General features: G+C 69.5%; 16 protein-coding genes. 11 read left to right on the top strand and 5 right to left on the bottom strand.

Annotated elements, in window-relative coordinates:
- Positions 1-85 precede the first annotated feature (85 nt).
- On the top strand, positions 86-1,213 hold the full coding sequence (locus CDA09_RS20590) for a glycoside hydrolase family 5 protein (RefSeq protein WP_121430351.1): 1,128 nt from the start codon (positions 86-88) through the stop codon (positions 1,211-1,213).
- Here the strand turns inward: CDA09_RS20590 and CDA09_RS20585 are convergent.
- Positions 1,193-2,992, bottom strand: coding sequence for an ABC transporter ATP-binding protein/permease (locus CDA09_RS20585; RefSeq protein ID WP_121430350.1), 1,800 nt, complete (start codon positions 2,990-2,992; stop codon positions 1,193-1,195). The two genes, CDA09_RS20590 and CDA09_RS20585, sit on opposite strands and share 21 nt — an antisense overlap.
- Positions 2,993-3,250: 258 nt before the next feature.
- Here CDA09_RS20585 and CDA09_RS20580 point away from each other — a divergent pair, with 258 nt between their 5' ends.
- From CDA09_RS20580 to CDA09_RS20535, 10 genes are all read left to right on the top strand, one after another.
- Positions 3,251-4,027 (top strand): endonuclease/exonuclease/phosphatase family protein, encoded by a 777-nt coding sequence (locus tag CDA09_RS20580; RefSeq protein WP_121430966.1) that lies wholly within the window; start codon positions 3,251-3,253, stop codon positions 4,025-4,027.
- 111 nt (positions 4,028-4,138) lie between these two features.
- Entirely contained in the window at positions 4,139-4,720 is a 582-nt protein-coding gene (locus tag CDA09_RS20575) for a potassium channel family protein (RefSeq protein ID WP_286164269.1), read from the top strand.
- A 113-nt stretch (positions 4,721-4,833) separates the two neighbouring features.
- Entirely contained in the window at positions 4,834-5,556 is a 723-nt protein-coding gene (locus CDA09_RS20570; RefSeq protein ID WP_121430964.1) for a TetR/AcrR family transcriptional regulator, read from the top strand.
- Between the two features lie 107 nt (positions 5,557-5,663).
- Positions 5,664-8,165: an acyl-CoA dehydrogenase gene (locus CDA09_RS20565; protein WP_121430349.1), complete on the top strand. Its 2,502-nt coding sequence runs from the start codon at positions 5,664-5,666 to the stop codon at positions 8,163-8,165.
- Entirely contained in the window at positions 8,162-9,448 is a 1,287-nt protein-coding gene (locus CDA09_RS20560) for an acetyl-CoA C-acetyltransferase (protein ID WP_121430348.1), read from the top strand. The genes CDA09_RS20565 and CDA09_RS20560 overlap by 4 nt, the downstream gene beginning before the upstream one ends.
- On the top strand, positions 9,448-11,448 hold the full coding sequence (locus tag CDA09_RS20555; RefSeq protein WP_121430347.1) for a 3-hydroxyacyl-CoA dehydrogenase NAD-binding domain-containing protein: 2,001 nt from the start codon (positions 9,448-9,450) through the stop codon (positions 11,446-11,448). The genes CDA09_RS20560 and CDA09_RS20555 overlap by 1 nt, the downstream gene beginning before the upstream one ends.
- A 16-nt stretch (positions 11,449-11,464) precedes the next feature.
- Positions 11,465-11,872 (top strand): acyl-CoA thioesterase, encoded by a 408-nt coding sequence (locus CDA09_RS20550; protein ID WP_121430346.1) that lies wholly within the window; start codon positions 11,465-11,467, stop codon positions 11,870-11,872.
- Between the two features lie 127 nt (positions 11,873-11,999).
- On the top strand, positions 12,000-13,307 hold the full coding sequence (locus tag CDA09_RS20545; RefSeq protein WP_121430345.1) for an OmpP1/FadL family transporter: 1,308 nt from the start codon (positions 12,000-12,002) through the stop codon (positions 13,305-13,307).
- Between the two features lie 152 nt (positions 13,308-13,459).
- On the top strand, positions 13,460-15,841 hold the full coding sequence (locus CDA09_RS20540) for a 3-hydroxyacyl-CoA dehydrogenase/enoyl-CoA hydratase family protein (RefSeq protein WP_121430344.1): 2,382 nt from the start codon (positions 13,460-13,462) through the stop codon (positions 15,839-15,841).
- 27 nt (positions 15,842-15,868) lie between these two features.
- Positions 15,869-17,068, top strand: coding sequence for an acetyl-CoA C-acyltransferase (locus CDA09_RS20535; RefSeq protein ID WP_121430343.1), 1,200 nt, complete (start codon positions 15,869-15,871; stop codon positions 17,066-17,068).
- A 25-nt stretch (positions 17,069-17,093) separates the two neighbouring features.
- On the opposite strand, the gene CDA09_RS20530 is transcribed toward CDA09_RS20535, so the two are convergent.
- The 4 genes from CDA09_RS20530 to CDA09_RS20515 all read right to left on the bottom strand — a co-directional run bounded on the left by CDA09_RS20530 (position 17,094) and on the right by CDA09_RS20515 (position 23,773).
- Positions 17,094-17,762 carry a hypothetical protein gene (locus tag CDA09_RS20530; RefSeq protein ID WP_128106586.1) on the bottom strand — a complete coding sequence of 223 codons (669 nt, stop codon included), beginning with the start codon at positions 17,760-17,762 and terminating at the stop codon, positions 17,094-17,096.
- A gap of 109 nt (positions 17,763-17,871) precedes the next feature.
- On the bottom strand, positions 17,872-19,458 hold the full coding sequence (locus tag CDA09_RS20525; RefSeq protein ID WP_217351265.1) for an efflux transporter outer membrane subunit: 1,587 nt from the start codon (positions 19,456-19,458) through the stop codon (positions 17,872-17,874).
- An 8-nt stretch (positions 19,459-19,466) separates the two neighbouring features.
- Positions 19,467-22,598, bottom strand: a complete 3,132-nt coding sequence (locus CDA09_RS20520; protein WP_121430340.1) for an efflux RND transporter permease subunit — start codon at positions 22,596-22,598, stop codon at positions 19,467-19,469.
- Complete coding sequence (locus CDA09_RS20515; RefSeq protein WP_217351264.1) at positions 22,595-23,773, bottom strand: efflux RND transporter periplasmic adaptor subunit; 1,179 nt, start codon at positions 23,771-23,773, stop codon at positions 22,595-22,597. The genes CDA09_RS20520 and CDA09_RS20515 overlap by 4 nt, the downstream gene beginning before the upstream one ends.
- Between the last annotated feature and the right edge of the window lie 140 nt (positions 23,774-23,913).

The following is a 23,913-nucleotide window of genomic DNA, read 5'->3' as shown; positions in this document are numbered from 1 at the left end:
CGGGGCTAGAGTTGTAAGGCGGGATCTCGTCCCGCGCCACGTCCGACGCGATGGGGCGCGACAACCGGGAAGGGAGGGCGAAGACATGGATCTGGTGAGTCCGGAACTGCGCGGCGTCAATCTCGGGAGCTGGTTGTTGCTGGAGCGGTGGATGGTGCCCAGCCTCTTCGAGGGCCTGGCCGCGACCGACGAGACGAGCTTCTGCGCCGAACTGGGGCCGGCCGCCGCCGAACGCCTGCGCGCGCACTGGAACCGCTGGATCACGCGCGAGGATTTCGCGTGGATCGCCGAGCGCGGGCTCAACGCGGTGCGCATTCCGTTCGGGCACTGGATCTTCGGCCCGGACTATCCCTACCACCGCGCCTACGGCGCGAACCCGTATCCCTTCGTCGAAGGCGGCATCGACGTGCTCGACCGCGCGATGGACTGGGCCGCCGGGTTCGGCCTGCGCGTGATGCTGGACCTGCACGCGGCGCCCGGCTGCCAGAACGGCTTCGACAACGGCGGCATCCTCAACGTGTGCGAGTGGCACACGCAGGCGGAGTACCGCGAGCACACGCTGTTGGTGCTCGAACGCATGGCGCGGCGCTACCGCGATCATCCCGCGCTGTACGCGATCGAATGCCTCAACGAGCCGCGCTGGGACGTGCCGACCGATTACCTCAAGGACTTCTACGCCGAGGCCTACGCGCGCATCCGCCGGCACTGCCCGGCCGAGCGTGTCGCCGTGGTGTTCCACGACGGTTTCCGCTCCTTCCGCGAGTATGTCGACTTCATGCGGGCGCCGGCCTACCGCAACGTGATGTTCGACCTGCACCGCTACCAGTGCTTCGACCGCCGGGACATCGACGCGGACATCTTTGCCCACATGGCGAAGGCCGGCGGCGAGTGGCGCGACGAGGCCGACGCGATCATCACCGGGCTGGGGCTGCCGGCGATCTGCGGCGAATGGAGCCTGGGGCTGGACCTGCGCGTCGTGTCGCTGTGGGCGGAGGGGCCGTTCAATCACGCCCTGGAGCACATGGACGCGTTCGAGCAGGACGTCGCGAACCGCGGCTACGCGTCGGCACAGCTCCTGGCGTTCGAGAAGTACCTGGGCTGGTTCTTCTGGAGCTACAAGACCGAGACCACGCCGGCGTGGTGCTTCCGCGACGGCGTCGAACGCGGCTGGCTGCCCTCGCAGTACGGCTGGCTAGCGTCCGAGTTCGGCTGAGTGGGCGGCCGGGGAAGCTTCTTCCGTGCCGTCCGCAGTGCCGTCCGCCGAGCCGCCGCGGTGCAGTTCGATGCGGCGGTGGAAGAAGTGCTCCAGCCCGTTGTGCCGCATCACCGACAACAGGCTCATGTCGGGCATCTCGTGATGCATCATTTCCATGATGTGGGCTTCGCCCGCGGGGTCGAAGGCGTCGGTCGTGTCTTCGAGGAACACCCAGGCGGGGCGTTGCAGGAACAGCCGGGCGGTGCTCAGGCGCTGCTGCGCGCGCAGCGGCAGCACGTGGTTCCAGTCGTCGGTCTCGTCGAGCCGGGGGGCGAGCCAGTCGATACCGGCGCATTCGAGCGCGCGGTGCAGTTCGGTCGTCGCGTAGTGCTCGGGCGGGTGCGGGTAGCACAGCACGGCGCGCAGCGCGTCGGTCGGCAGGAAGGGGCGCTGCGGCAGGAAGGCCATCTCCTGGCCGTCGGGCAGGCAGATCTCGCCATGCCCCCACGGCCACAGTCCGGCCACCGCCTTGAACAGCGCGAGCGTCACGTGCGCGTCGCCGACGATCAGGATGCGTTCGCCGCGCCGCACGCGCAGGTCCAGCTTGCGAAGCAGCGGCTCGCCGCCCGGCGTGACCAGCGTCAGGCCGCGCAGCTGCAGCTCCGGCCGTGTCGAGTGGCCGATCCTGACGCGCGCCGTTTCGCTCGCGCCGTCGATGACGTCCAGGCGCAGCATGTCTTCGTGCAGGTTCACGACGCGGCCCGCGGAGGTGCGCCACATCGCGATCTCGCCCAGCTTGTCGATCGGCCACGACAGCGCCGAGGCCAGCCGCTCGAAGGCTTGCGCCGACTGCATCAGGCCGCCCAGCGTCAGCACGCCGGCGATGAACTGCGGCGCGGCGACGAGGATGGGGAAGATCGGCATCAGGTTGCCGTAGGCGGTCGAGAACGAGACGATGCCGAGGTAGGCCAGCGTCTGGCGGTTCCAGCCGTGCGCGACGTCGCCGAAGAGCTGTACGGCGCTGCGCCGCTCCATGCGCTCGCCGTGCGTCAGCGCGATCGCCTCGGCGTTCTCGCGCGCCCGCGCGAGGCTGAAGCGCAGGTTCGCCTCCAGGCTCTGCAACCGGTTCGTCGCACGCACCAGCGGGCGGCCCAGCCGGTAGCCGATCGCCGCGCCGCCGCCCGCGTAGGCGAAGGCCAGTATCACCATGTAGCCGGGCACCTTGAGTTCGCTGCCGGGGATCGGTGCGCTGCCCGAGACTTCCGCGAGGATCGCGATGAAGCCCCAGCCGACGAGCAGCGAGTAGGTCAGTGAATGCACGAGGCTGATCGCGGCCTCGGTGGCGATGCGGATGTCCTCGGCGATGCGCTGGTCGGGGTTGTCGTGCTCGCCCTTGATGAATTGCAGGCGATAGTGATGCGAGCGCGTCATCCACTGGTCGACGAGGTTGGCCGTGAGCCAGCGCCGCCAGTCGAGCTGCAGCCAGCGCTTCACGTGCATGTGCCACGCGGTGACGGCCATCGTCAGCGCGAGGATGAGCGCGAAAGTGAGGATCTGGTGCAGCAGCACGTCGAGCGAGCGGGCTTCGAGCGCGTCGAAGAAGGCGCGGTTCCAGTAGCTGGTCCACATCACCAGCGCGACCTGCGCGATCGTCAGCAGCAGGAACAGCAGCGTCATGCCGCCGATGCGCCAGCGCCGCCGGGAGTTCCAGTAGGGCAGCGCAAGGCGGGCGAACTGCCGTACCGCGTGGCTCGGGGACGCGGGCGGGGATTCCTGCGGCAGTTCGGCGGGCCGCATCAGTCGTCTCTCGCCGGGGCCGCGCCGGGCGCGGTCGGTGCACCGCTGCTTGCCGGACAGGCGGCCGCGCGCGGGCGCCGCCCGGCCGCCTCGCCGGCAAGCATCGCTGCATCGATCATCTGGCCGCCTCGATCGCGTGAAAGTGGTGTGACAGCGCCTAGACTATCCCAATCGGACCCCGGTGAGGCGTGATCCGGGCAGCAGGTGTCCCGAACGCCTCGGCCGGAGGCGCAGCGCGGGGCCGTCATGGAGGTGGCCATGCAGCTCAGGGTGATGTCCTTCAACATCCGCTGCGCCTCGGCGCCGGACGGAGAGCACGTGTGGGCGCGGCGCAAGGCGCTCGTGATCGAGCGCATCCGTGCCTTCGACCCCGATCTGCTGGGCCTGCAGGAGTGCCGCGACGACGAGCAGGTCGCCTATGTGCGCGCGGCCCTGCCGGACTACGAGTTCGTCGGCGTGCAGCGCGGGGGCGAAGGGGATTCGGCGATCGAGATGGCGCCACTGCTGTATCGGCGCGCCGCCTTCGCGGAGCGCGCGCGCGGCCACTTCTGGCTCGCCGACCAGCCGGACCGTCCCGGCCGCCGATCCTGGGGGGCGGCCTATCCGCGCACCGCGAGCTGGGTGCGGCTCGCGCCGCGCGCGGCGGGCGTGCCGCCGCTCGCCTTCCTGAACACCCATCTCGATTACCAGGGCACGGCGCGCGAGGAGTCCGCGCGGCGGCTGCGCCGCTGGGCGCAGGCGCTGCCGGCCGGCGAGGGCGTGGTCGTCACCGGCGATTTCAACGCCGAGCGCGATTCCGAAACCTTCCGCGAACTGACCGCTGGCGGCGTGCTGCGCGAGGTGCTGCAGGAAGCGGGCGCGGCGGCCGGCAGCTACCACGACTACGGTCGCGCCGCGGTGCGCGAGGCGATCGACTGGATCCTCGCGTCGCCGAACCTGCGCACCGAGGCGGCGGGCGTCGATGCCTGGTGCGCGGGCCGGCTGTATCCGTCCGACCACTTCCCGGTCACGGCGCGGCTCGCCGCGGTGACGTGAAGGTCTTAAGTCTCGATTAAGTCTGCTGCCCCTATGATCGGCCACGCTTCGGCGTGACACCCGCGCGGGACCCGCAGCGGCGCCCGCCGAAGTGCACCGGAACACCGCCCCTTGAACCGCGTACCGCTCGCGTCGGTGCGAGCGCCGCACTTCCGCGACCACGGCCGTCCCATGCCCATCGTCTTCCTTGCATGCGCCCTGCTCGTCGGCACCACCACCGTGCTGCACTACGAGGCCCTGCGTACCCTCAACACCCGCCTGCCGTCGCTGGGCATCCCCAGCCGCACCAAACTCCTGGTCGTGATGATCGTCGCCTTCTTCGCGCATGCGTTCGAGATCGCGCTGTACGGTGGCGCCTTGCACGTGCTGGTCGCCGACCTGCACGCCGGCAGCCTGCTCGGCGCGCACGGATTCTCCTTCGCGAACTGCATCTACCTGTCGGCGGAGACCTACACCTCGCTCGGCTTCGGCGACATCACGCCGACGGGGCCGGTGCGCCTGCTGGCAGGCGTCGAGGCGCTCAACGGCCTGCTGCTGATCGGGTGGACGGCCTCGTTCACCTACATCGCGATGGCGCGCTTCTGGACCACGCCGGCGGCGCGGCGAAGCCGGCGCTCCGCCCGCAGGCGGTCGCAACCCGGCGCCGCGGGCGGCGTGCGGGAACGGCGGGACGAGGCGGAGGTGCTCCACTGACGGGCACTCGCACGCCCCGTCGGGCGCGGATGTGCGGGCGCAGCATGAAATTTTCTTGACTCCGGATAAATGAAACGTATGATTAAAACAATCGTTTGATTTATACGCTTCCCATGCGCGATCCCGCCGTCCGCCAGCCCGCCCCCGAAACCCGCGACCGCATCCTCGATGCGGCCGAGGCGCTATTCGTCGAGCACGGCTTCGAGGCCACGTCGATGCGCATGATCACCGGGCAGGCCGGCGCCAATATCGCCGCGGTGAATTACCACTTCGGCACGAAGGACGCGCTGATCCAGGAGGTGTTCCGGCGGCGGCTGACCGAACTCAACCGCCGGCGCCTGGCCGCGCTCGACCGACTGGAGGCCGAAGCGGGCGGCGCGCCGCTGAAGCCGAGCCGCATCGTCCAGGCCTTCTTCGGCACGGCGCTGGAGATGGCGGCCGACACGATGAACGGCGGGCACACTTTCATGCGCCTGCTCGGTCGAACCTACACCGAACCGAACGGTTTCGTGCGCCAGTTCCTCGCCGAGGAGTACGCCGAGGCGGTCGAGCGCTTCCTCGCGGCGCTGTACCGCGCGCTGCCGGACGTGCCGCGGGACGAGATCCTGTGGCGCTTCCATTTCATGATGGGGGCGATGTCGTATGCGATCGCGGGCACGGATGCGCTGCAGCTTTTCGCCGGTCAGTTCGACGACGCGGACCCGGAGCGCCTGATGCCGCGGCTGATGTCCTTCCTGCTCGGCGGCTTGCGCGCGCCGTTGCCGGGGGCGGAGGCCAACGGCGAGGAGCCGGCGGGGTCGGTGAAGCGCGGCGCGAGGACGGCGGCGCGCAAGTGACGGATTGAACGGTCCGGCCTGGCGGGCGACCGCGACGCAGAATGCGGCGACGCGAGCGGAGGCGGCCAGGCCTGAATGAAGATCGGCAAGACATCGAGGAGACGACAATGATCTGGTGGTTCATCGCTTTGCTCCCTCCCTTGGCAATCGCGCTCGCCTACGGGCGAGCGCCTCTTTTTGCCTGGGCAGGTGCCGGCTTCGCGTGGCTGGCGGCAGTTGGCTGGGCGGGCGGCTGGGGGCCGGCGGCGGTCGCGGCCGTGCTGGCGGCGTATGCGATGCTGGCGGGGATCTTCCTGCTGCAGCCCGTGCGCCGCGCGCTCGTCACGGCACCCATCTTCCGCGCCTTCCGCGCGGCGCTGCCGTCGATGTCGCAGACCGAGCGCGACGCGCTCGAGGCCGGCACGGTGTGGTGGGAGGGCGAGCTCTTCCGTGGCGCGCCGGCGTGGTCGAAGCTGCTCGCCTATCCGTGGCCGAAACTCACGCCCGAGGAGCGCGCCTTCCTCGACTACGAGACGAGCGAGCTGTGCCGCCTCACCAACGACTGGCAGGACAACCTGCGCCAGGACCTGTCCCCCGAGGTGTGGCAGTACATCAAGGACCAGGGCTTCCTCGGCATGATCATTCCGAAGGAATACGGTGGGAAGGGCTTCTCCGCCTACGCGCACTCGCAGGTCGTGACCAAGCTGTCGACGCGCGCGTCCGCCCCGGCGATCACGGTGATGGTGCCGAATTCGCTCGGGCCGGCCGAACTGCTGCTGCACTACGGCACGCCGGAGCAGAAATCGCACTATCTGCCGCGCCTCGCGCAGGGTCAGGAGATCCCGGCCTTCGCGCTGACGAGCCCGTGGGCGGGATCGGACGCGGCCTCGATCCCCGACGCGGGCGTGGTGTGCAAGGGGCCGTGGCAGGGGCGCGAAGTGCTGGGGATGCGCGTGTCCTTCGACAAGCGCTACATCACGCTGGCGCCGGTGTGCACGGTGTTCGGGCTGGCGTTCCGCCTGTATGACCCGGACGGCCTGCTCGGCGCCGAGCCGGACCTGGGCATCACCTGCGCGCTGGTGCCGGCCGCGCACCCCGGTGTCGACACCGGCCGCCGCCACTCCCCGCTCAGCGGCATCTGGATGAACGGGCCGGTGCGCGGCACCGACGTCTTCATGCCGCTCGACTTCATCATCGGCGGGCCGAAGATGGCCGGACAGGGCTGGCGGATGCTGATGGAGAGCCTCGCGGCGGGCCGCTCGATCTCGCTGCCGGGCTCCAACACCGGCATGCAGAAGATGACGGCGCGTGCAGTCGGCGCCTACGCCCGCGTGCGCTACCAATTCAAGACCGCGATCGGCCGCTTCGAGGGCGTCGAGGAGGCGCTCACGCGCATCGGCGCGAACACCTATCTCAGCGACGCGGCGCGCGTGATGACGGCGGGGGCGATCGATCTCGGCGAGAAGCCGTCGGTCGTGTCGGCGATCGTCAAGTACCACGTCACCGAGCGCGCGCGCCAGACCGTCAATGACGGCATGGACGTGATCGGCGGCAAGGGCATCTGCCTCGGGCCGCAGAACATGCTGGGGCGCGCCTACCAGCAGATCCCGGTGGGCATCACGGTCGAGGGCGCGAACATCCTCACGCGCAGCCTGATCCTGTTCGGCCAGGGCGCGATCCGCTGCCACCCCTTCGTGCTCGACGAGATGCACGCCGCGCAGGCCAACGCGCTCGGCGTCTTCGACGAGGCGTTCTGGGGCCACATCGGCTACACGGTGTCGAATGCCGCGCGTGCGCTGGTGATGGGCCTCACCGGTTCGCACTTCGTCGGCGTGCCGGGAGGCAACACAAATGCGATTGCCCCCGAAACGCGGCGCTACTACCAGCAGCTCACGCGCTTCTCGGCCGCCTTCGCCTTCCTCGCCGACATCTCGATGGGCACGATGGGCGGGGCGCTGAAGCGCAAGGAAAAGCTCTCCGCCCGCCTCGGCGACATCCTGTCGCTGATGTATCTCGCCTCGGCGGTGCTGCGCCGCTACGAGGCCGAAGGGCGGCAGGCTGCGGACGCGCCGCTGATGCACTGGGCGATCTGGGACTGCATGTTCAAGGCGCAGAACGCGTTCGAGGGCGTGATCGCGAACTTCCCCAACAAGTTCTTCGCGACGCTCCTGCGCCGCATCGTCGTGTTCCCGCTCGGGCGGCCCTATGTCGTGCCGTCCGACCAGCTCGGGCACGAGGTCGCGAAGCTGCTGATCGAACCGTCGGCGACGCGCGACCGGCTGACCTCGGACGTGTATCTGCCGACGGATCTCGAGGAGCCGGCCGGTGCGCTCGAAGCCGCCCTGGCGGCGACGCTCGCGGCCGAGCCGATCGAGGCCAAGGTGCGCCGCGCGCAGAAGGAAGGCCGTTTCGATCCGGGCCTGCTGGTCGGCGGCGGCGTCGATGCGGTGTGGCAGCGCGCCCTGGAGGCCGGCGTGATCACCGCGGACGAGTTCGCCGTGCTCAGGCGCCGCGGTGAGCTGCGCGACAAGGTGATCCGCGTCGACGACTTCCCCTACGACTTCGGCCTGCGCGCCGCGCTCGCGCAGATCGAGCCGCAGGCGTCCGCAGCGGTCAAGGCCGTGGCATGACGAAGGACGTCTACATCATCGACGGCGCGCGCACGCCCTTCCTCAAGTCGCGCAACACGCCGGGGCCGTTCGCGGCCGCCGACCTCGCGACCGCCGCGGGTGCGGCACTGCTCGTGCGCCAGCGCTTTGCGCCGGACGAGCTCGACGAGGTGATCCTCGGCTGCGCGAGCCCGTCGCCCGACGAGGTCAACATCGGCCGCGTCGTTGCGCTGCGCATAGGCTGCGGGCAGAAGGTGCCGGGCTGGACCGTGATGCGCAATTGCGCCTCCGGCATGCAGGCGCTCGATTCGGCGATCGCGAACATCCGCACGGGGCGCTCGGAACTGGTGCTCGCGGGCGGCGTCGATGCACTGTCGCGCGCGCCGCTGCTGCTCTCCGACGCGATGGTGCGCTGGCTCTCCGGCTGGTACGCGACCAGGACCGTCGGCGACAAGGTCGCCGCGCTGCGCCGCTTCAGGCCGGGTTATCTCGCGCCGGTGATCGGCATCATGAAGGGCCTCACGGACCCCATCGTCGGCCAGCTGATGGGCCAGACCGCGGAGAACCTCGCCCACCGCTTCGGCATCTCGCGCGCCGAGATGGACGCCTTCGCCGCGCGCAGCCACGCCCGCGTGCTGGCGGCGCGAGAGGCCGGGCGTTTCGGCGCGGGTGAGCTCGTGCCGCTGATCGGCCGCAACGGCACCGTGTATGCGGACGACGACGGCGTGCGCGCGGACTCGACACCCGGGAACCTCGCGAAGCTGAAACCCTTCTTCGACCGCAAGTACGGCCGCGTCACCGCCGGCAACAGCTCGCAGATCACCGACGGCGCGGCGTGGCTGGTGCTGGCGTCGGAAGCCGCGGTCGAGCGCCACGGCCTGACGCCCCTCGGGCGCATCGCCGACAGCCAGTGGGCGGGACTCGATCCCGCGCAGATGGGTCTCGGCCCGGTGCATGCGGCCACTCCCATCCTGCAGCGCCACGGCCTCGCGCTCGGCGACGTCGACGCGTGGGAGATCAACGAGGCCTTCGCCGCGCAGGTGATTGCCTGCCTGCGCGCGTGGGACGACGCCGACTACTGTCGCGACGAACTGGGGCTGCCGGAGGCCTTCGGTCGCCTCGACGACGCGAAGCTCAACATCGACGGCGGCGCGATCGCGCAAGGGCATCCGGTCGGCGCGAGCGGTGCGCGCATCGTGCTACATCTGCTGAACGTGCTGCGCCGGCAGGGGCTGAAACGCGGCGTCGCGGCGATCTGCATCGGCGGCGGGCAGGGCGGTGCGATGCTGGTGGAGGCGTTGTAATGACCGGATTCAGGCATCTGGTGCTCGTACGCAAAGGTCTCAAGGGCGAGAGCGACGGTCTCGCGTGGCTGTATCTCGATCGCGCGGGCGCGAACACGAACACGCTGTCACGCGAACTGCTCGACGAGCTGGCGGCAGCCTTCGCGCAGCTCGAAGCCGACCCGCCGAAGGGGCTCGTCATCGCGTCGGCCAAACCGGCCGGTTTCATTGCCGGCGCGGACATCGAGGAATTCACGCGCATCGACTCGGCGCAGGGCGCCCGCGATCTGGTGCAGCGCGGCTGGGAACTCTTCAACTGGCTCGCGCGCCTCAAATTCCCGACACTCGCGCTGGTCCGCGGCCACTGCCTCGGCGGCGGGCTGGAGCTCGCGCTCGCGTGCCGTTACCGCATCGTCGTGGACGAGCCCGGCACCAAGCTCGCGCTGCCCGAGGTGATGCTCGGCATCGTGCCCGGCTGGGGCGGCATGAAGCGCCTGCCCGAAGTCGTCGGCCCCGCGGCGGCGCTCGACCTGATGCTCACCGGCAAGAGCGTCGATGCGCGCCGCGCGCGCAAGCTGGGCCTTGCCGACGAATGCGTGCCGCCGCGCGTGATGGAGAACGCCGCGCGCCTGCTGGTGCTGTCGGGGCAGCGGCCGCGTGCGCTGCCGGTCGCGCAGAAGCTCCTCAACGGCCCGCTCAAGGCCGTCGTCGCGAACAAGGCGCGCCAGCAGGTCGCCGCGAAGGCGCCGCGCGAGCATTACCCGGCGCCGTACGCGATCCTCGACATCTGGCAAAAATACGGCGGCAACGCGCTCGCGGTGCCCGCGGACGACCCGGCCTCGCTGGAGGCGATCTTCCGTTCGCCGACGGCGAAGAACCTCATCCGCGTGTTCTTCCTGCAGGAGCGGCTGAAGGGTTTCGGGAAAGACTCGGACTTCGCTCCGCGCCACGTGCATGTCGTCGGCGCCGGCGTGATGGGCGGCGACATCGCCGCGCTGTGCGCCTTCGTCGGCATGACGGTGACGCTGCAGGATCAGTCCGTCGAGCGCATCGCGCCGGCCGTCGCGCGTGCGGCGACGTTCTTCGAGCGCAAGTTCCGCGGCGACAAGCGCCCGGTGCGCTTCGCGCTCGACCGCCTGATTCCCGATCCGCAGGGGCATGGCGCCGCGCGTGCGGATCTCGTGATCGAGGCGATCTTCGAGAATCTCGGCGCCAAGCGCGCGCTGTTCGCCGACATCGAGCGGCGCGCCAAACCCGACGCGGTGCTCGCGACGAATACGTCGAGCCTGCGCATCGAGGACATCGCGACCGCGCTGACGGATCCGCGCCGGCTCGTCGGCATCCACTTCTTCAATCCGGTCGCGCTGATGCCGCTCGTGGAAGTGGTGCGCGGCGAACAATCGGACGACGAGGCGCTGCGCCGCGCCGCGGCCTTCGTGCGGCGCATCGACAAGCTGCCGCTGCCGGTGAAGAGCGCGCCGGGCTTCCTCGTGAACGCGGTGCTCGGTCCCTACATGCTGGAGGCGCTGCGTTGCGTCGAGGAAGGCGTCGCGCCGGAGACGGTCGATGCGGCGCTGGTCGCGTTCGGCATGCCGATGGGGCCGGTCGAACTCGTCGACACGGTCGGCCTCGACATCGCCGTCGCCGCCGGCAAGGCGCTCGCCGGAGAGGGGACGGAGCCGCCGCGCAGGCTGCTGGAGCTGGTCGCAGCGGGTCATCTGGGCAGGAAGAGCGGGCAGGGCTACTACCGCTGGGCGGACGGCAAGGCGCAGAAGGGCGCGGCCGGGGCCGTCCCGCCGGAGCTCGCCGGACGCATCGTCGCCCCGCTCGTCGCGGCGGCGCGGCGCTGCGTGGAAACTGGCGTGGTGGCCGATGCGGATCTCGCCGATGCCGGCGTGATATTCGGGACCGGCTTCGCCCCCTTCACCGGCGGGCCGCTGTATCATTCCCCGGAAGTGGGGGGGGCGTCGTCCGGCGAAGTTCCGACCAGCCGGCCTGACGTTGTTGTCCATGCGGGATGAGCATGAGGAAACTCCGATGAGCGAAGCCGTGGCCGAGCCGGTGCGTCTGCCCGGGAACAAGCAGCCGGCGCTGCGCGTGATGCCGATGCCGGCCGACCTCAATCCCGCCGGCGAGGTGTTCGGCGGCTGGATCATGTCGATGGTCGACATCGCCGGCGCGATCCCCGCGCACCGCCGCGCGCGCAGCCGGGTCGCGACGGTTGCGGTCAATTCCTTCGCCTTCAGGCAGCCGGTCTCGGTCGGCGACCTGGTGAGTTTCTATGCCGAAGTCGTCAGCGTCGGCCGCACCTCCATCACCGTGGATGTCGAGGTGTATGCCGAGCGCGACGTCGTGAACCCGGTGGTCGTGAAGGTCACCGAGGCGACGCTGACCTATGTCGCGCTCGACGAGCAGGGGCGCAAGCGGCCCGTTCCGCCGGGGTGAGCGGCGTTTGATGAATTTCGTGCGGCCCCGTGGCGCCGGGGTCCGTGCGGAGATCCGGGGAGACCGCGCTGCGGGTCCGGAATGCAGCGCCGAAGGTGCAAAGACAATATCCGAGGAGATAAGACACATGCAGAAAACGACGATTGCCCGCCTGCTTCCCGCCGCGCTGCTCGCGCTCGGCTCCGGTGCCGCGTCGGCTGGCGGCTTCCAGCTGCTCGAACAGAACGCCAGCGGCATCGGCAATGCCTATGCGGGCTCGGCGGCGGTCGCCGAGAACGCGAGCACGATCTTCTTCAACCCGGCCGGCATGACGCAGCTGCAGGCGCACGAAGTGTCGCTGGGCGGCGTCGCGGTGCGGCCGAGTTTCGACTTCAAGAACAAGGGCTCCGTCGTCCTTAACGCGCCGCGCATTCCGACTTCCGGCGGCGGAGGCGACGCGGGCTCGTGGGCGGGGATTCCCAACGCCTACCTGTCGTGGGCACTGGACAAGGACCTGTATCTCGGCTTGGGGATCGGCGCCCCCTTCGGCCTTGTGACCGAGTATGACGACGATTGGGTCGGTCGCGCGCAGGCGGTCAAGTTCGACCTGAAGACCATCAACATCAACCCGTCGGTCGCCTGGCGCGTAAACGACAAGGTGTCGATCGGCGCCGGCCTGAACTGGCAGCGCTTCGAGGCCGAATACAAGCGCGTTGCCACGGTGTTGCCGACGAGCATCACGCGCGTGCCCGGCCTGAACGCGACGACCGCGACGCTGGATGCGGATTCGGACGCGTGGGGCTGGAACGTCGGTGCGCTGTTCACGTTGTCGCCGTCGATGAAGGTCGGCATGTCGTACCGCTCGAAGGTTGAGCACACGCTGAAAGGCGACCTCAAGATCAAGGGACCGGCGGCAGGGCTGGCGCCGACCCTGCGTTCGGTCAAGGCCGAAGCGGATGTCGATCTGCCCGACTCCTTCATCGTCAGTGTTGCGCAGAAGCTCGACAACCGCTGGGAGATGCTCGGCGACCTGTCCTGGACCGGCTGGAGCAGTGTCAGGCAGGTCGACATCGTGCGGACTTCCGGTGTGCTGAGCGGTTCGACCGCCCAGACGCTGCACACCGAGTTCAAGGACACGTGGCGCGTCGCGCTGGGTGCGAACTACCTGCTCAACGACGCGTGGAAGCTGAAGTTCGGCATCGCCTACGACCAGACGCCGGTGAGGGACAAGGTGCGCCGCCTCGTGTCGCTGCCGGACAACAACCGCACCTGGTTCAGCACCGGCGCGCAGTGGAAGCTCAGCAAGACCAACGCGCTCGACCTCGGCGTGGCCTATCTGCTGGTGCCGAAGACCAAGATCGACAACGACCAGACCCGGGACGGCCGCGGCCGCGTGACCGGCGAATACGACTCCAGCGTGTGGCTCCTCGGCGCGCAGTATTCGATGGCGTTCTGAGCGCCTGAACGGCGGACGGCGGCTCTGCATGCGGTCGCCGTCCCGTTTCGCGCGGCATCCGCCGCAATATCCGCTAAAAAGAAGAAGGCAGCATTCGCCGTCGGCCGCGATCGCGCCGATGACATGTCATGTGCATTGACCGGAGATTTGGCATGAGCAATTTCATCATCCGCAAGGTCGCGGTGCTCGGCGCGGGCGTGATGGGGGCGCAGATCGCCGCCCACTGCGCGAACGCCGACGTGCCGGTGCTGCTGTTCGACCTGCCGGCGAAGGACGGCAAGCCGAACGCGATCGTCGACAAGGCGCTCGCCGACCTGAAAAAGCTGGATCCGGCGCCGCTCGCGACGAAGGATCGCGCGGCCTTCATCGACGCCGCGAACTACGGCGCCGACCTCGAAAAGCTGCGCGAGTGCGATCTCATCATCGAGGCGATCGCCGAGAAGATGGAGTGGAAGCAGGACCTCTACGCGAAGGTCGCGCCATTCATCCGTCCCGATGCGAACTTCGCGTCGAACACTTCCGGCCTGTCGATCAACGCGCTCGCCGAAGGCATGCCGGCGGCGCTGCGCGGGCGCTTCTGCGGCATCCACTTCTTCAACCCGCCGCGCTATATGTCGCTGGTCGAGCTGATCGCGACACGCGACACCGACGCCGCGATGCTCGATGCACTCGAGAGCTGGCTGACGACGCGGCTCGGGAAATCCATCGTGCGCGCGAAGGACACGCCCAATTTCGTCGCCAACCGCGTCGGTGTGTTCTCGATCCTCGCGGTGATGCACCACACGGCGCGCCTCGGGCTGGGCTTCGACGAGGTCGACGGCCTCACCGGGCCGCTGATCGGTCGGCCCAAGAGCGCGACCTACCGCACCGCCGACGTCGTCGGCCTCGACACGCTCGCCCACGTGATCGGCACGATGCAGGCGACGCTGCCCGACGACCCGTGGCATGCGCACTTCAAGGTGCCGGAGTGGCTGCAGGCGCTGATCGCGCAGGGCGCGCTGGGGCAGAAGACGCGCGCCGGCATCTACCGCAAGGAAGGCAAGCAGATCCAGGTGCTGGATCTGAAGACGCAGGGCTACCGCCCGAGCGCGGGCGACGTGATTCCGGCGGTCGAGACGATGCTGAAGACGAAGGACCCGGTCGAGCGCTTCGCCCTGCTGGCCGCGAGCGAATTGCTGGAGGCGCAGTTCCTGTGGGCCGTGTTCCGCGACGTGTTCCACTACTGCGCCGTGCATCTCGGGGACATCGCCGACAACGCGCGCGACGTGGACCTCGCGATGCGCTGGGGCTTCGGCTGGTCGCAGGGGCCGTTCGAGACCTGGCAGGCGGCCGACTGGAGCGAGATCGCCAAGATGGTCCGGCTCGACATCGAACACGGCCGGGCGATGGCGAAGGTGCCGCTGCCGGCGTGGGTGTTCGAGCGCCGCGGCGTGCACGAAGCGGGTGGTTCGTATTCGGCGACGACGAAGGCGCTGAAGCCGCGTTCGACGCTGCCGGTGTATGAGCGCCAGCTCTACCCCGAGCAGGTGCTGGGCGAGGCGCCGTCCGAGCGCGGCGAGACCCTGTGGGAGAACGACGGGGTACGCCTGTGGACGCGCCCCGACCAGGACGCGCGCATCGGCATCCTGTCCTTCAAGTCGAAGCAGCACGCGATCGGCGACGAGGTGCTGGACGGCCTGCTCGAGGCGATGGCGCGCGCCGAACGCGATCTCGACGGCGTCGTGCTGTGGCATCCCGCGCCGTTCGCGGTCGGCGCGAACCTGCATCAGGTCGTCGCGGCCTGCAAGGCCGGGCAGTTCGACGCGCTGGAGCGCACCGTCGCGAAGTTCCAGCGCGCATCGATGACGCTCAAGCATGCGCAAGTGCCGGTAGTCACGGCGATCCAGGGCATGGCGCTGGGCGGCGGCTGCGAGTTCGCGATGCACTCGGCGCACCGCGTGCTGGCGCTGGAAAGCTACGTCGGCCTCGTCGAGGCGGGCGTCGGTCTGATCCCGGCGGGCGGCGGCAGCAAGGAGTTTGCGCTGCAGGCCCACTACGCGGCGCAGAAGGCTGCGGGCGGCGACGTCTTCCCGTTCATCCAGAACAGCTTCCAGACGATCGCGATGGCGACCGTCGCAAAGAGCGCGCTGGAGGCCGTGCAGCTCGGTTTCGCGAAGGCCACGGACGACATCGTCTTCCATGCGCAGGAGCTGCTCTACGTCGGCATCCGGCGGGCACGGGCGCTTCATGAGGCGGGCTACCGGCCGCCGCAGGTGCAGCGTGCGGTGACGGTCGCGGGCCGCAACGGTATCGCGACCTGCGAGCTGATGCTCGTGAACATGGCCGAAGGCGGCTTCATCTCGCCCTACGACTACAAGGTCGCGAAGGCCGCGGCGACCGCCCTGTGCGGCGGCGAGGTCGAGACGAATGCGCGCGTGCCCGAGCAGTGGATCCTCGACGTCGAGCGCGCCCTCTTCGTCGACCTGCTGAAGCAGGAGAAGACGCAGCAGCGCATCGCGCACACGCTTGAAACCGGCAAGCCCCTCAGGAACTAACCCTCGGAAACGGATGGGGAAAACGACATGAGCAGACAGATTCAGGAAGCCTACATCGTCGCCGCGACGCGCACGCCGGTCGCCAAGAGGAACGGCATGTTCCGCAGCGTGCGCCCGGACGACATGCTCGCGCACGTGCTGGCAGCGGCGGTGGCGAAGGTGCCGGGGCTCGACGCGAGGGAGATCAGCGACGTGATCGTCGGTTGCGCGATGCCGGAAGCCGAGCAGGGCATGAACGTCGCGCGCATCGGCCTGCTGCTGGCGGGCCTGCCGGACACGGTGCCGGGGATCACGATCAACCGTTTCTGTTCCTCCGGCCTGCAGGCGGTCGCGGACGCCGCGGCGCGCATCCGCCTCGGCGAGGCGGACGTGATGATCGCGGCGGGCACCGAGTCGATGAGCGCGATGCCGCAGATCATGGGCAACAAGGTGAGCCTCAACCCGGCCGTGTTCGCGAAGCACGAGAACATCGGCATCGCCTACGGCATGGGCCTCACCGCCGAGATGGTCGCGCAGCAGTGGAAAGTCGGGCGCGAGGATCAGGACCGCTTCGCGCTGCACTCGAACCAGCGTGCCAGCGCGGCGATCGCGGCGGGCCTCTTCCGCGACGAGATCACGCCCTACCCCGTGCGCACCCATGTGCCGGGCGAGGGCGGCGCGGTGCGCGTCGTCGAGCGCGTCGCCGACACCGACGAGGGGCCGCGCGCGGACGCCTCGCTGGAAGCGCTCGCGAAGCTCAAGCCGGTGTTCGCCGCGCGCGGTTCGGTCACCGCGGGCAACAGCTCGCAGATGTCCGACGGCGCCGGTGCGGTGCTGCTGATGAGCGAGGCGGCGGTCAAGCGCCACGGCGTGACGCCGATCGCGCGCTTCGTCAGCTACGCGGTCGCCGGCGTGCCGCCGCAGGTGATGGGCATCGGCCCGGTCGAGGCGATCCCGCGCGCGCTCGCGGCAGGCGGCATTGCCCAGGACGAGCTCGACTGGATCGAGCTCAACGAAGCCTTCGCGGCGCAGGCGCTCGCGGTGATCGGGCAGCTCGGGCTCGACCCGGCGAAGGTCAACCCGCTCGGCGGCGCGATCGCGCTGGGCCATCCGCTCGGCGCGACCGGCGCGATCCGCACCGCGACGCTGATGAGCGCGATGCGCCGCGACGCGAACCTGCGCTACGGCATGATCTCGATGTGCATCGGCACCGGCATGGGGGCTGCGGGCGTGTTCGAGCGCGTGTGATCGCCCCTCCCTCCCCGCAGGCATTTCACAGCCGCACCGCGGTCAGCAGGCGCGAGACGATGCCCTCCGTGTGGATCGACGGCAGTTTCTTCGCGAGCAGGGCGAGGTCGCGCTGCGCCTTGTCCTCGATGGTGATGTTGTAGCTATCCCGGTCGGTGACGTGCAGATCCACGTCGCCGAGATAGCTGGCACGACCGGCTTCGACCCTGAAGCGCATGGTGACGGCCCGTTTCGGACTGAACTCGTTGCCGCCATATTCGTCGGGAACCACCATCTTCCAGTCATAGAGCTCGTAGTCTCCGGCCGGCAGGCGCAGGACGGCGACGCGTCCGCGCGGGCTGCCGGATTCCACGACATCGAGGGGTTCCGCCGTGAACGGGGCCTTGACGACGAGCGTCCGGTCGCCGCCGGCCGGACCGTGCAAGTCCTTGTCCTGGACCCAGCGTGCGAACTGCCGCACGGAGCCGAACCGCTGGTTGCTGTTCATCTCCCCGGTGTTGGCCTCTGCGACTTCCCGCACGCGGTATTCGAGACTGGATATCCGCCGCAGATCCTTGCCGGACAGGGTCAGCGAGACGATCGCGAGGCCCTCGGTGGCGTCGGCGCCCATCATGTAACCGGGCGGCAGGTCCCGCACGGTGCTGCACGCGGACAGGGCGAGGGGCAGTGCGCACAACATCAGCATTCTGTTCACGGGATGCCTCCTTTCGAATTCGGGTCGTCTGGTCGAAGGCGGACGGGGGTTGGCCGGGCAGCCTGCGGACACCGGTTTGCAGCGCCGCTCGGCGTTCGCGATCGCGCCGTCAGGGCTCCGTGCCCTCGACGCGGGCGACATCGTCGGTGGTGCGATGCCACCAGCCGCCGCCCAGGGAGACGAAGAGCGCCACGGTGTCGTTCATGCGGTTCGCCTGGGTTTGTGCGAGGTTCAGCCGCGATTGTCGCCAGGCCTGTTCCGCAGTGATGAGCGCCAGGCGGTCGAGATAGCCGTGGCTGTGCTGGCGCCGGATCAGCTCCAGTTGGGTGCGCGAGGTCTCCGCGACCTCCGCTGCCGCCTGCATTGCCGCGGCGTCGGTGTGGATCGCATGCAGCGTGTCCGCGACGTTCTGGAACGCGGTGATGACGGTCGAGCGATACTGCGCGGCCGCCTGGCGGAAGGTTTCGGTCGCGGCCCGTTCGCGGTGCATCAGCGTGCCGCCGTCGAACAGCGGCTGGGTGATGTTGAGCGCGAGATTGAAGAACTGGCCGCTGTTCCGGAACATCTGGTCGAAGTGGGCCGCCGCGCCGCCGGCCGTCCCGTTGATCGAGAATTGCGGCAGCCGGTTGGCCCGTGCGACGCCGATCTGGGCGCTGGCAGCGTGCAACTGCTCCTCCGCCGCGCGCACGTCCGGCCGTTGTTCGACGAGCCGTGAGGGCAGGCTCAGCGGCAACTCGTCCGGCAGTTGCAGGGCGTCGAGGTCGAAGGCGGGCACTTCGGTGTCCTGTGCGGCGCCCGACAGGGCCCGCAACAGGTCGCGATTCTGTTCCAGCTGCTTCTGTAGCGGCGGCAATGCCTGCCGGGCCTGGGCGAGGGCGTTTTCCTGGGCGGCGAGGTCCAGGCGCGATACGTAGCCCGCCTGGTGCTGGCGGCGCACCACGTCCGCGGCGGCCGTGTCGGCGTCGACGATCTCCCGGGTGATGGCGATCTGCCGCCGCAGCAAGGCATCCTGGATGGCCGCGGCCGCGATGTTCGACGCGAGCGTGACGTAGGTCGCTTCGAGCTGGAATTGCTGGACCGTCGCCTGCGCCGCGAGCGCCTCGACCTGGCGGCGGTTGCCGCCGAACACGTCCGGGACGAAGCCGACCGTCAGCTGGGCCGTGTGGAAGTCGAAGATGACCGGCGCCCCGGGCGTGGCGCCGATGATCGTCCCGTCGCCCTGGGGGCCGGGAGCGGAACTGCCGCTGAGGTTGCCCGCGACCTTGGTGCGTGACGGCGTATAGCCGGCCTGAACCGTCGGGAAGTAGAGGCCGCGCTGCGCGTACTCGGCCTCGTGCGCGGCGCGCAGCGCGGCCTGCGCGGACTCGATCGACGGGTTGGCCGCGAAGGCCTTTTCGATGAGGGCGTCCAGTGGCTGCGATTGGAGCAGCGTCCACCAGTCCGCGCCGATGTCGCGCCCGACCGTGAAGTGCTGCGCGGCGCCGCCCGGCACGGGGGTGGCCGGCGTGGTCGCGGGCAGCGGCGCCGGCGAATAGGCGGCGGAGGCGGGGAGGTGCGGCCGGACATAGTCGGGCCCGACTGCGCATCCGGTGAGCATGGCGACGGCCGCGGCGATCGCCGCCGGCTGCCGCCAGGCAGTCCCGTTCCGTCGCGTCATCGGGGGGCGTTGCGTCGCCCGGTCAGGGGTATGCTTCATGTGTCGTCTCATGCCTCGCCTGCAGTCCCTTCGGGATCGGGGGCGGCGTCGGAGAAGTTGCCGAACAGGGCCATCGCGGCCGGGAGCACCAGGAGCGTAAACAGGGTGCCGGTGACGATGCCGCCGACGATGACGCACGCGAACGGGCGTTGGGTTTCGCTGCCGATGCCGTGCGACAGCGCGGCCGGGAGCAGCCCCAGGCCGGCCATGAGGGCCGTCATCAGGATCGGCCGCAGGCGCACCGAGGCCCCCTGGACGATCGCGTGGGCGACCCGCGCGCCCTCGCGCACCCGCTGCATCACTTCCTCGACCATGATCACGCCGTTCTGCACCGAGATGCCCGCCACCGCGATGAAGCCGACCGCGGCCGACACCGACAGGTGCAGCCCCGCCAGGCCCAGCGCCGCGAGTCCGCCGATCAGCGTGAAGGGCACCATGCCGAGCACCAGTCCCGCCAGCCGGACGGAGCGGAAGGCCCAGAACAGCAGGGAGAAGATCAGCAGGACGGTGAGCGGAATGATCACCATCAGGCGCTTGGCCGCCCGTTGCGAGTTTTCGAACTGGCCGCCCCAGGTCAGCGCGTAGCCGGCCGGCAGTTTGACCTGCTCGGCGACGGCACGGCGGGCCTCGTCCACGAAACTGCCCTGGTCGCGGCCCAACAGGTTCACCTTCACGATCACGGTGCGCGAGCCCGATTCGCGCAGGATGCGCGATGCGCCCTGCCGCACCTCGATGGTCGCGACGTCGCCCAGCGCGATCGTGCCCGGCCCGTTGCCGACCTGCGTGCCGGGCAGCGCGAGTTGCAGGTTGGCGATGGCATCGACACTGCCGCGCGCCTTCTCGCCGACGCGGACGACGACGTCGAAGCGCCTGTCCCCGTCGTAGAAGCCGGTGACGCCTGCGCCCGACAGCGCCTCGTTCACCAGCGTATTGACGTCGTTGATGGTGATGCCGTACCGGGCGAGGCGCGTGCGGTCGGGTGTCACGACAACCTCGGTCTGCCCGCCGATGTGCGTGGCGTCGACGTCGGTGGCGCCGCGGATCCCCTGGATCACGCCGACGGTCTGGGTCGCCTTCTCTTCCAGGACGTCGAGGTTGCTGCCTGTGATCTTGGCGACGATCTCGCCGCGGAATCCGGAGAGCGATTCCTCGACGTTGTCCTGGATGACCTGCGAGAAGTTGCTCGTGATGCCGGGAATCGCCGCCAGGCGGTCCGACATGCTGGCGACCAGGTCCTCCTTGGTCGCAAAGCGCCATTCCTTGCGCGGCTTGAGGTCGACCAGGATCTCCAGGTTGTTCGGGCCCTTGGGGTCCGAGCCGTCGTCGGGGCGCCCGGCGTGCGAGATGACGTGTGTGACCTCGGGATACGCGAGGAGCTCCGAACGGACGATGCCCTCGATCTGCTTGGTGGTTTGGAGCGCGGCCGAGGTCGGCAGCGTGATCGTCAGCCAGATGTTGCCTTCGTCCAGCTTGGGCAGGAACTCGCTACCGAGCCCCGGGGCGAGCAGGAGCGCGGCGGCGACCGGCAGGGCGGAGAGCCACATCGCAGTGCGGCCGCGGCGTATCGCGAAAATCGTCACGCGCTGGTAGCGCACCTGCAGCCAGTCCAGCCAGGGCTTGTGTTTCTCGGCCAGCGTGCGCCGCTGCACGACGTAGGACAGCAGGGTCGGCAGCAGCGTGAAGGTGAGCAGCACGGCGCCCAGCAGTGCGAAACTGAGCGTCAGCGCGACGGGCGTGAAGATCTTCCCCTCCACGCGCTGGAAGGTGAATATCGGCACGAAGGCCAGGATGATGATGGCCTTGGAGAAGAGTACCGGGTGCGACATGCCGCTCATCGTCCGGTGCAGGACGTTGAGCCGGTGGCTGCGCCCTTCGGCCGCGCTGGCGGCGGGCAGGGCCCGCAGCGCCAGCCGCACCATCAGCGCCTCGACGATGACGACCGCGCTGTCGATGATGATCCCGAAGTCGACGGCGCCGAGCGAGATGAGGTTCGCGGACACGCCGCCGGCGTTCATCAGGATGAACGCGAACAGCAGCGCCAGCGGGATCACCGTGGCGACGATCAGCGCCGCGCGCCAGCTCGAGAGGAAGATCACCAGCACGGTCAGCACCAGCAGCGCGCCCACGACGAGGTTTTCCGCCACCGTCGTCACGGTGTGGTGCACGAGCTCGGTGCGGTCGTAGATCGGCACGATCTTCACTCCCGGCGGCAGGGTCGTCTGCAGTTGCGCGATGCGTTCCTTCAGTTCCGCGTTGATCTTCGCCGGGTTCCCGCCCTTGATCATCGACACGATGCCTTCGATGATGCTGTCGCGCCGGTCGGCGCCGACCACGCCGAAGCGCGGACGTTCGCCTGCGCGTACCGTCGCGAGGTCGCCGACTGTGATCGTGCGCCCCTGGCGTGCCGCGACGACCACCTTGCGGATGTCGCCGACGTCGTGGAACAGGCCGGCCGAACGCACGACCAGCGAGGCGTCGCCCTGCCGCAGCGGCTCCCCGCCGGCATTGCCGCTGCCGTTGCCGACCGCCTGGCTGAGCTGGTCCAGGGTGACCTGGTACTTGCGCAGCGCGAGCGGGTCGACGTCGATCTGGTATTGCCTGATCGCGCCGCCGAAGCTGACGATGTCGGCGACGCCCGGCGTCATGCGCAGCGCCGGCCGTATCGTCCAGTCCTGGAGGGTCCTGATCTCGGCATCCGACAGATCCGGCGCCTCGACCGTGTAGCGATACACCTCGCCGACCGCGGTCGACAGCGGCGCGAGTTGCGGCTGTACGCCCGGCGGCAGCGTCACCGTCGCCAGCTTCTCCGTGACCTGCTGGCGCGCGAAATAGTCGTCGGTGCCGTCCGCGAAGGTGAGCGTGACGACCGACAGGCCGGTCATCGTGACCGAGCGGACGTTGGTGAGCCGGGGCGTGCCTGAGACCTCGCGCTCGATCGGCAGGGTGACGAATCGCTCCATGTCTTCCGGGGCCTGCCCCGGCAGCTGCGAGATGACGCGCACCTGCACGTCCTGCACGTCGGGAAACGCCTCGATCGGCAGGTTCGACAACGCATAGCCGCCGAAGCCGACCAGCGCGGCGACCAGCACGAGCACGAATACGCGCTGGGTCAGCGCGAAAACGATGAGCCGGTCGATCATTGTGCGTTGCCTGCGCGCGCGTCCAGTTCGGCGTCGAGCAGCAGCGCGCCGGCGGTGACCACGTCCTCGTCGCCGCGCAGGCCTTCACCGACGTAGCTGAAGTCGCTGCCGCGGGTCAGCAGCTTCACCGCGCGGCGCCGGAATTCCCCGGGGGCGGTGCGCACGAAGACGATGGTCTGGCTGCCGCGGTTCACGATCGCGCCGTTGGGGACCGGCACGCCGGTTCCGCTGCTCTGGAGCACGGAGGCGCGCACGAACATCTCCGGCAGCAGCTTTCCGGCCGGGTTGTCGAGGCGTGCCCGCGCCAGCGCGCGGCGGGTGTTGGGATCGACGGTCTGGCCGAGCTGCACGATCGTGGCCGTGAAATGTTCGTCGGGATAAGCGTCGCTGTCGACGGTGACGGTGCTGCCCGGGCGGATGCGTCCGAGCAGCTTTTCCGGCACGTCGATCATCAGCCACAGGTGCGCACGATCGGTGACGACGAATAGCGGCGCCGCCATCCCCGGTCCGACTTCCAGCGCCGGGGTCGCGGTGCGTTCCGTGACGACCCCGCTCAGGGGGCTGGCAAGGGCGATGCGCTGGCCATTGATGGCGTGGCCGTACGGGTTGAGGTTCTTCAGGCGCCGCTCCGCGCGCACCGTCTCCGTGCGTGCCTGCGCGAAATCGGCCTGGGCGGCCTCCCACTCCTTGCCCGCGATCCCCTCGCCCGGCGTCAGCGCGCGCGCGCGCTCCATTGCCAGGCGCTTGCGCTCCTCGTCGGCGCGCGCCTTGTCGAGATCGGCATATGCCGTGCCGGCGTCGGGCGAGTCGATTTCCGCCAGCACCTGACCGGCCTTCACGACGTCGCCCGGTGCCGCCTTGATCGCCACGACGCGTCCGGCGAGGCTGGTGCTGATGCGCGCCGTCACGTCCTCGTCGTAGGCGACGCGCGCGCTCAGCGGGTCGGACAGCGGCAGCGGCGTCGAAGGTATAATGCGCGACTGGATCATTGCCAGTTGCGGAGCGTCATCCGCATAGCGCAAGGTGTCGCGTTCGCCGCTCGACGGCGCCGCCGCCGGCTGCCCGGCTGCCGCGGCGGGGGCCGGCTCGTGGCTCCGCACCAGCCAGATCGCCACAGCGGCTGCGACCGCTGCAGCCAGCAAAGCCGCCACAGTCCAATCTCGTTTCATATCCATGGTCAAGTTCTTTCCTCGTGATCGTCGTGAGCCTCCGGGCGCCGCAGCGTGTGCAATGCAACAACCGGCGGGGTATCGCGACCGACGGGGGCAGGCTACGCAGCCAAGCTTGCAAAGACCTATCAGCCGGGCGCGCCTGC

Source organism: Azoarcus sp. DN11, from assembly GCF_003628555.1.
Classification (GTDB): Bacteria; Pseudomonadota; Gammaproteobacteria; order Burkholderiales; family Rhodocyclaceae; genus Aromatoleum.
Note: the sequence above shows the minus strand (reverse complement) of the source record. Positions and strands in the feature narration are given on the sequence as shown.

Bases quoted from the DNA above. Each gene is read 5' to 3' on its own strand.
- CDA09_RS20580 (WP_121430966.1), top strand. From the start codon at position 3,251: ATGCAGCTCAGGGTGATGTCCTTCAACATCCGCTGCGCCTCGGCGCCG.
- CDA09_RS20550 (WP_121430346.1), top strand. From the start codon at position 11,465: ATGAGCGAAGCCGTGGCCGAGCCGGTGCGTCTGCCCGGGAACAAGCAG.
- CDA09_RS20525 (WP_217351265.1), bottom strand. From the start codon at position 19,458: ATGAAGCATACCCCTGACCGGGCGACGCAACGCCCCCCGATGACGCGA.
- CDA09_RS20565 (WP_121430349.1), top strand. From the start codon at position 5,664: ATGATCTGGTGGTTCATCGCTTTGCTCCCTCCCTTGGCAATCGCGCTC.
- CDA09_RS20535 (WP_121430343.1), top strand. From the start codon at position 15,869: ATGAGCAGACAGATTCAGGAAGCCTACATCGTCGCCGCGACGCGCACG.
- CDA09_RS20515 (WP_217351264.1), bottom strand. From the start codon at position 23,773: ATGGATATGAAACGAGATTGGACTGTGGCGGCTTTGCTGGCTGCAGCG.
- CDA09_RS20555 (WP_121430347.1), top strand. From the start codon at position 9,448: ATGACCGGATTCAGGCATCTGGTGCTCGTACGCAAAGGTCTCAAGGGC.
- CDA09_RS20540 (WP_121430344.1), top strand. From the start codon at position 13,460: ATGAGCAATTTCATCATCCGCAAGGTCGCGGTGCTCGGCGCGGGCGTG.
- CDA09_RS20545 (WP_121430345.1), top strand. From the start codon at position 12,000: ATGCAGAAAACGACGATTGCCCGCCTGCTTCCCGCCGCGCTGCTCGCG.
- CDA09_RS20560 (WP_121430348.1), top strand. From the start codon at position 8,162: ATGACGAAGGACGTCTACATCATCGACGGCGCGCGCACGCCCTTCCTC.
- CDA09_RS20590 (WP_121430351.1), top strand. From the start codon at position 86: ATGGATCTGGTGAGTCCGGAACTGCGCGGCGTCAATCTCGGGAGCTGG.
- CDA09_RS20585 (WP_121430350.1), bottom strand. From the start codon at position 2,992: ATGCGGCCCGCCGAACTGCCGCAGGAATCCCCGCCCGCGTCCCCGAGC.
- CDA09_RS20570 (WP_121430964.1), top strand. From the start codon at position 4,834: ATGCGCGATCCCGCCGTCCGCCAGCCCGCCCCCGAAACCCGCGACCGC.
- CDA09_RS20520 (WP_121430340.1), bottom strand. From the start codon at position 22,598: ATGATCGACCGGCTCATCGTTTTCGCGCTGACCCAGCGCGTATTCGTG.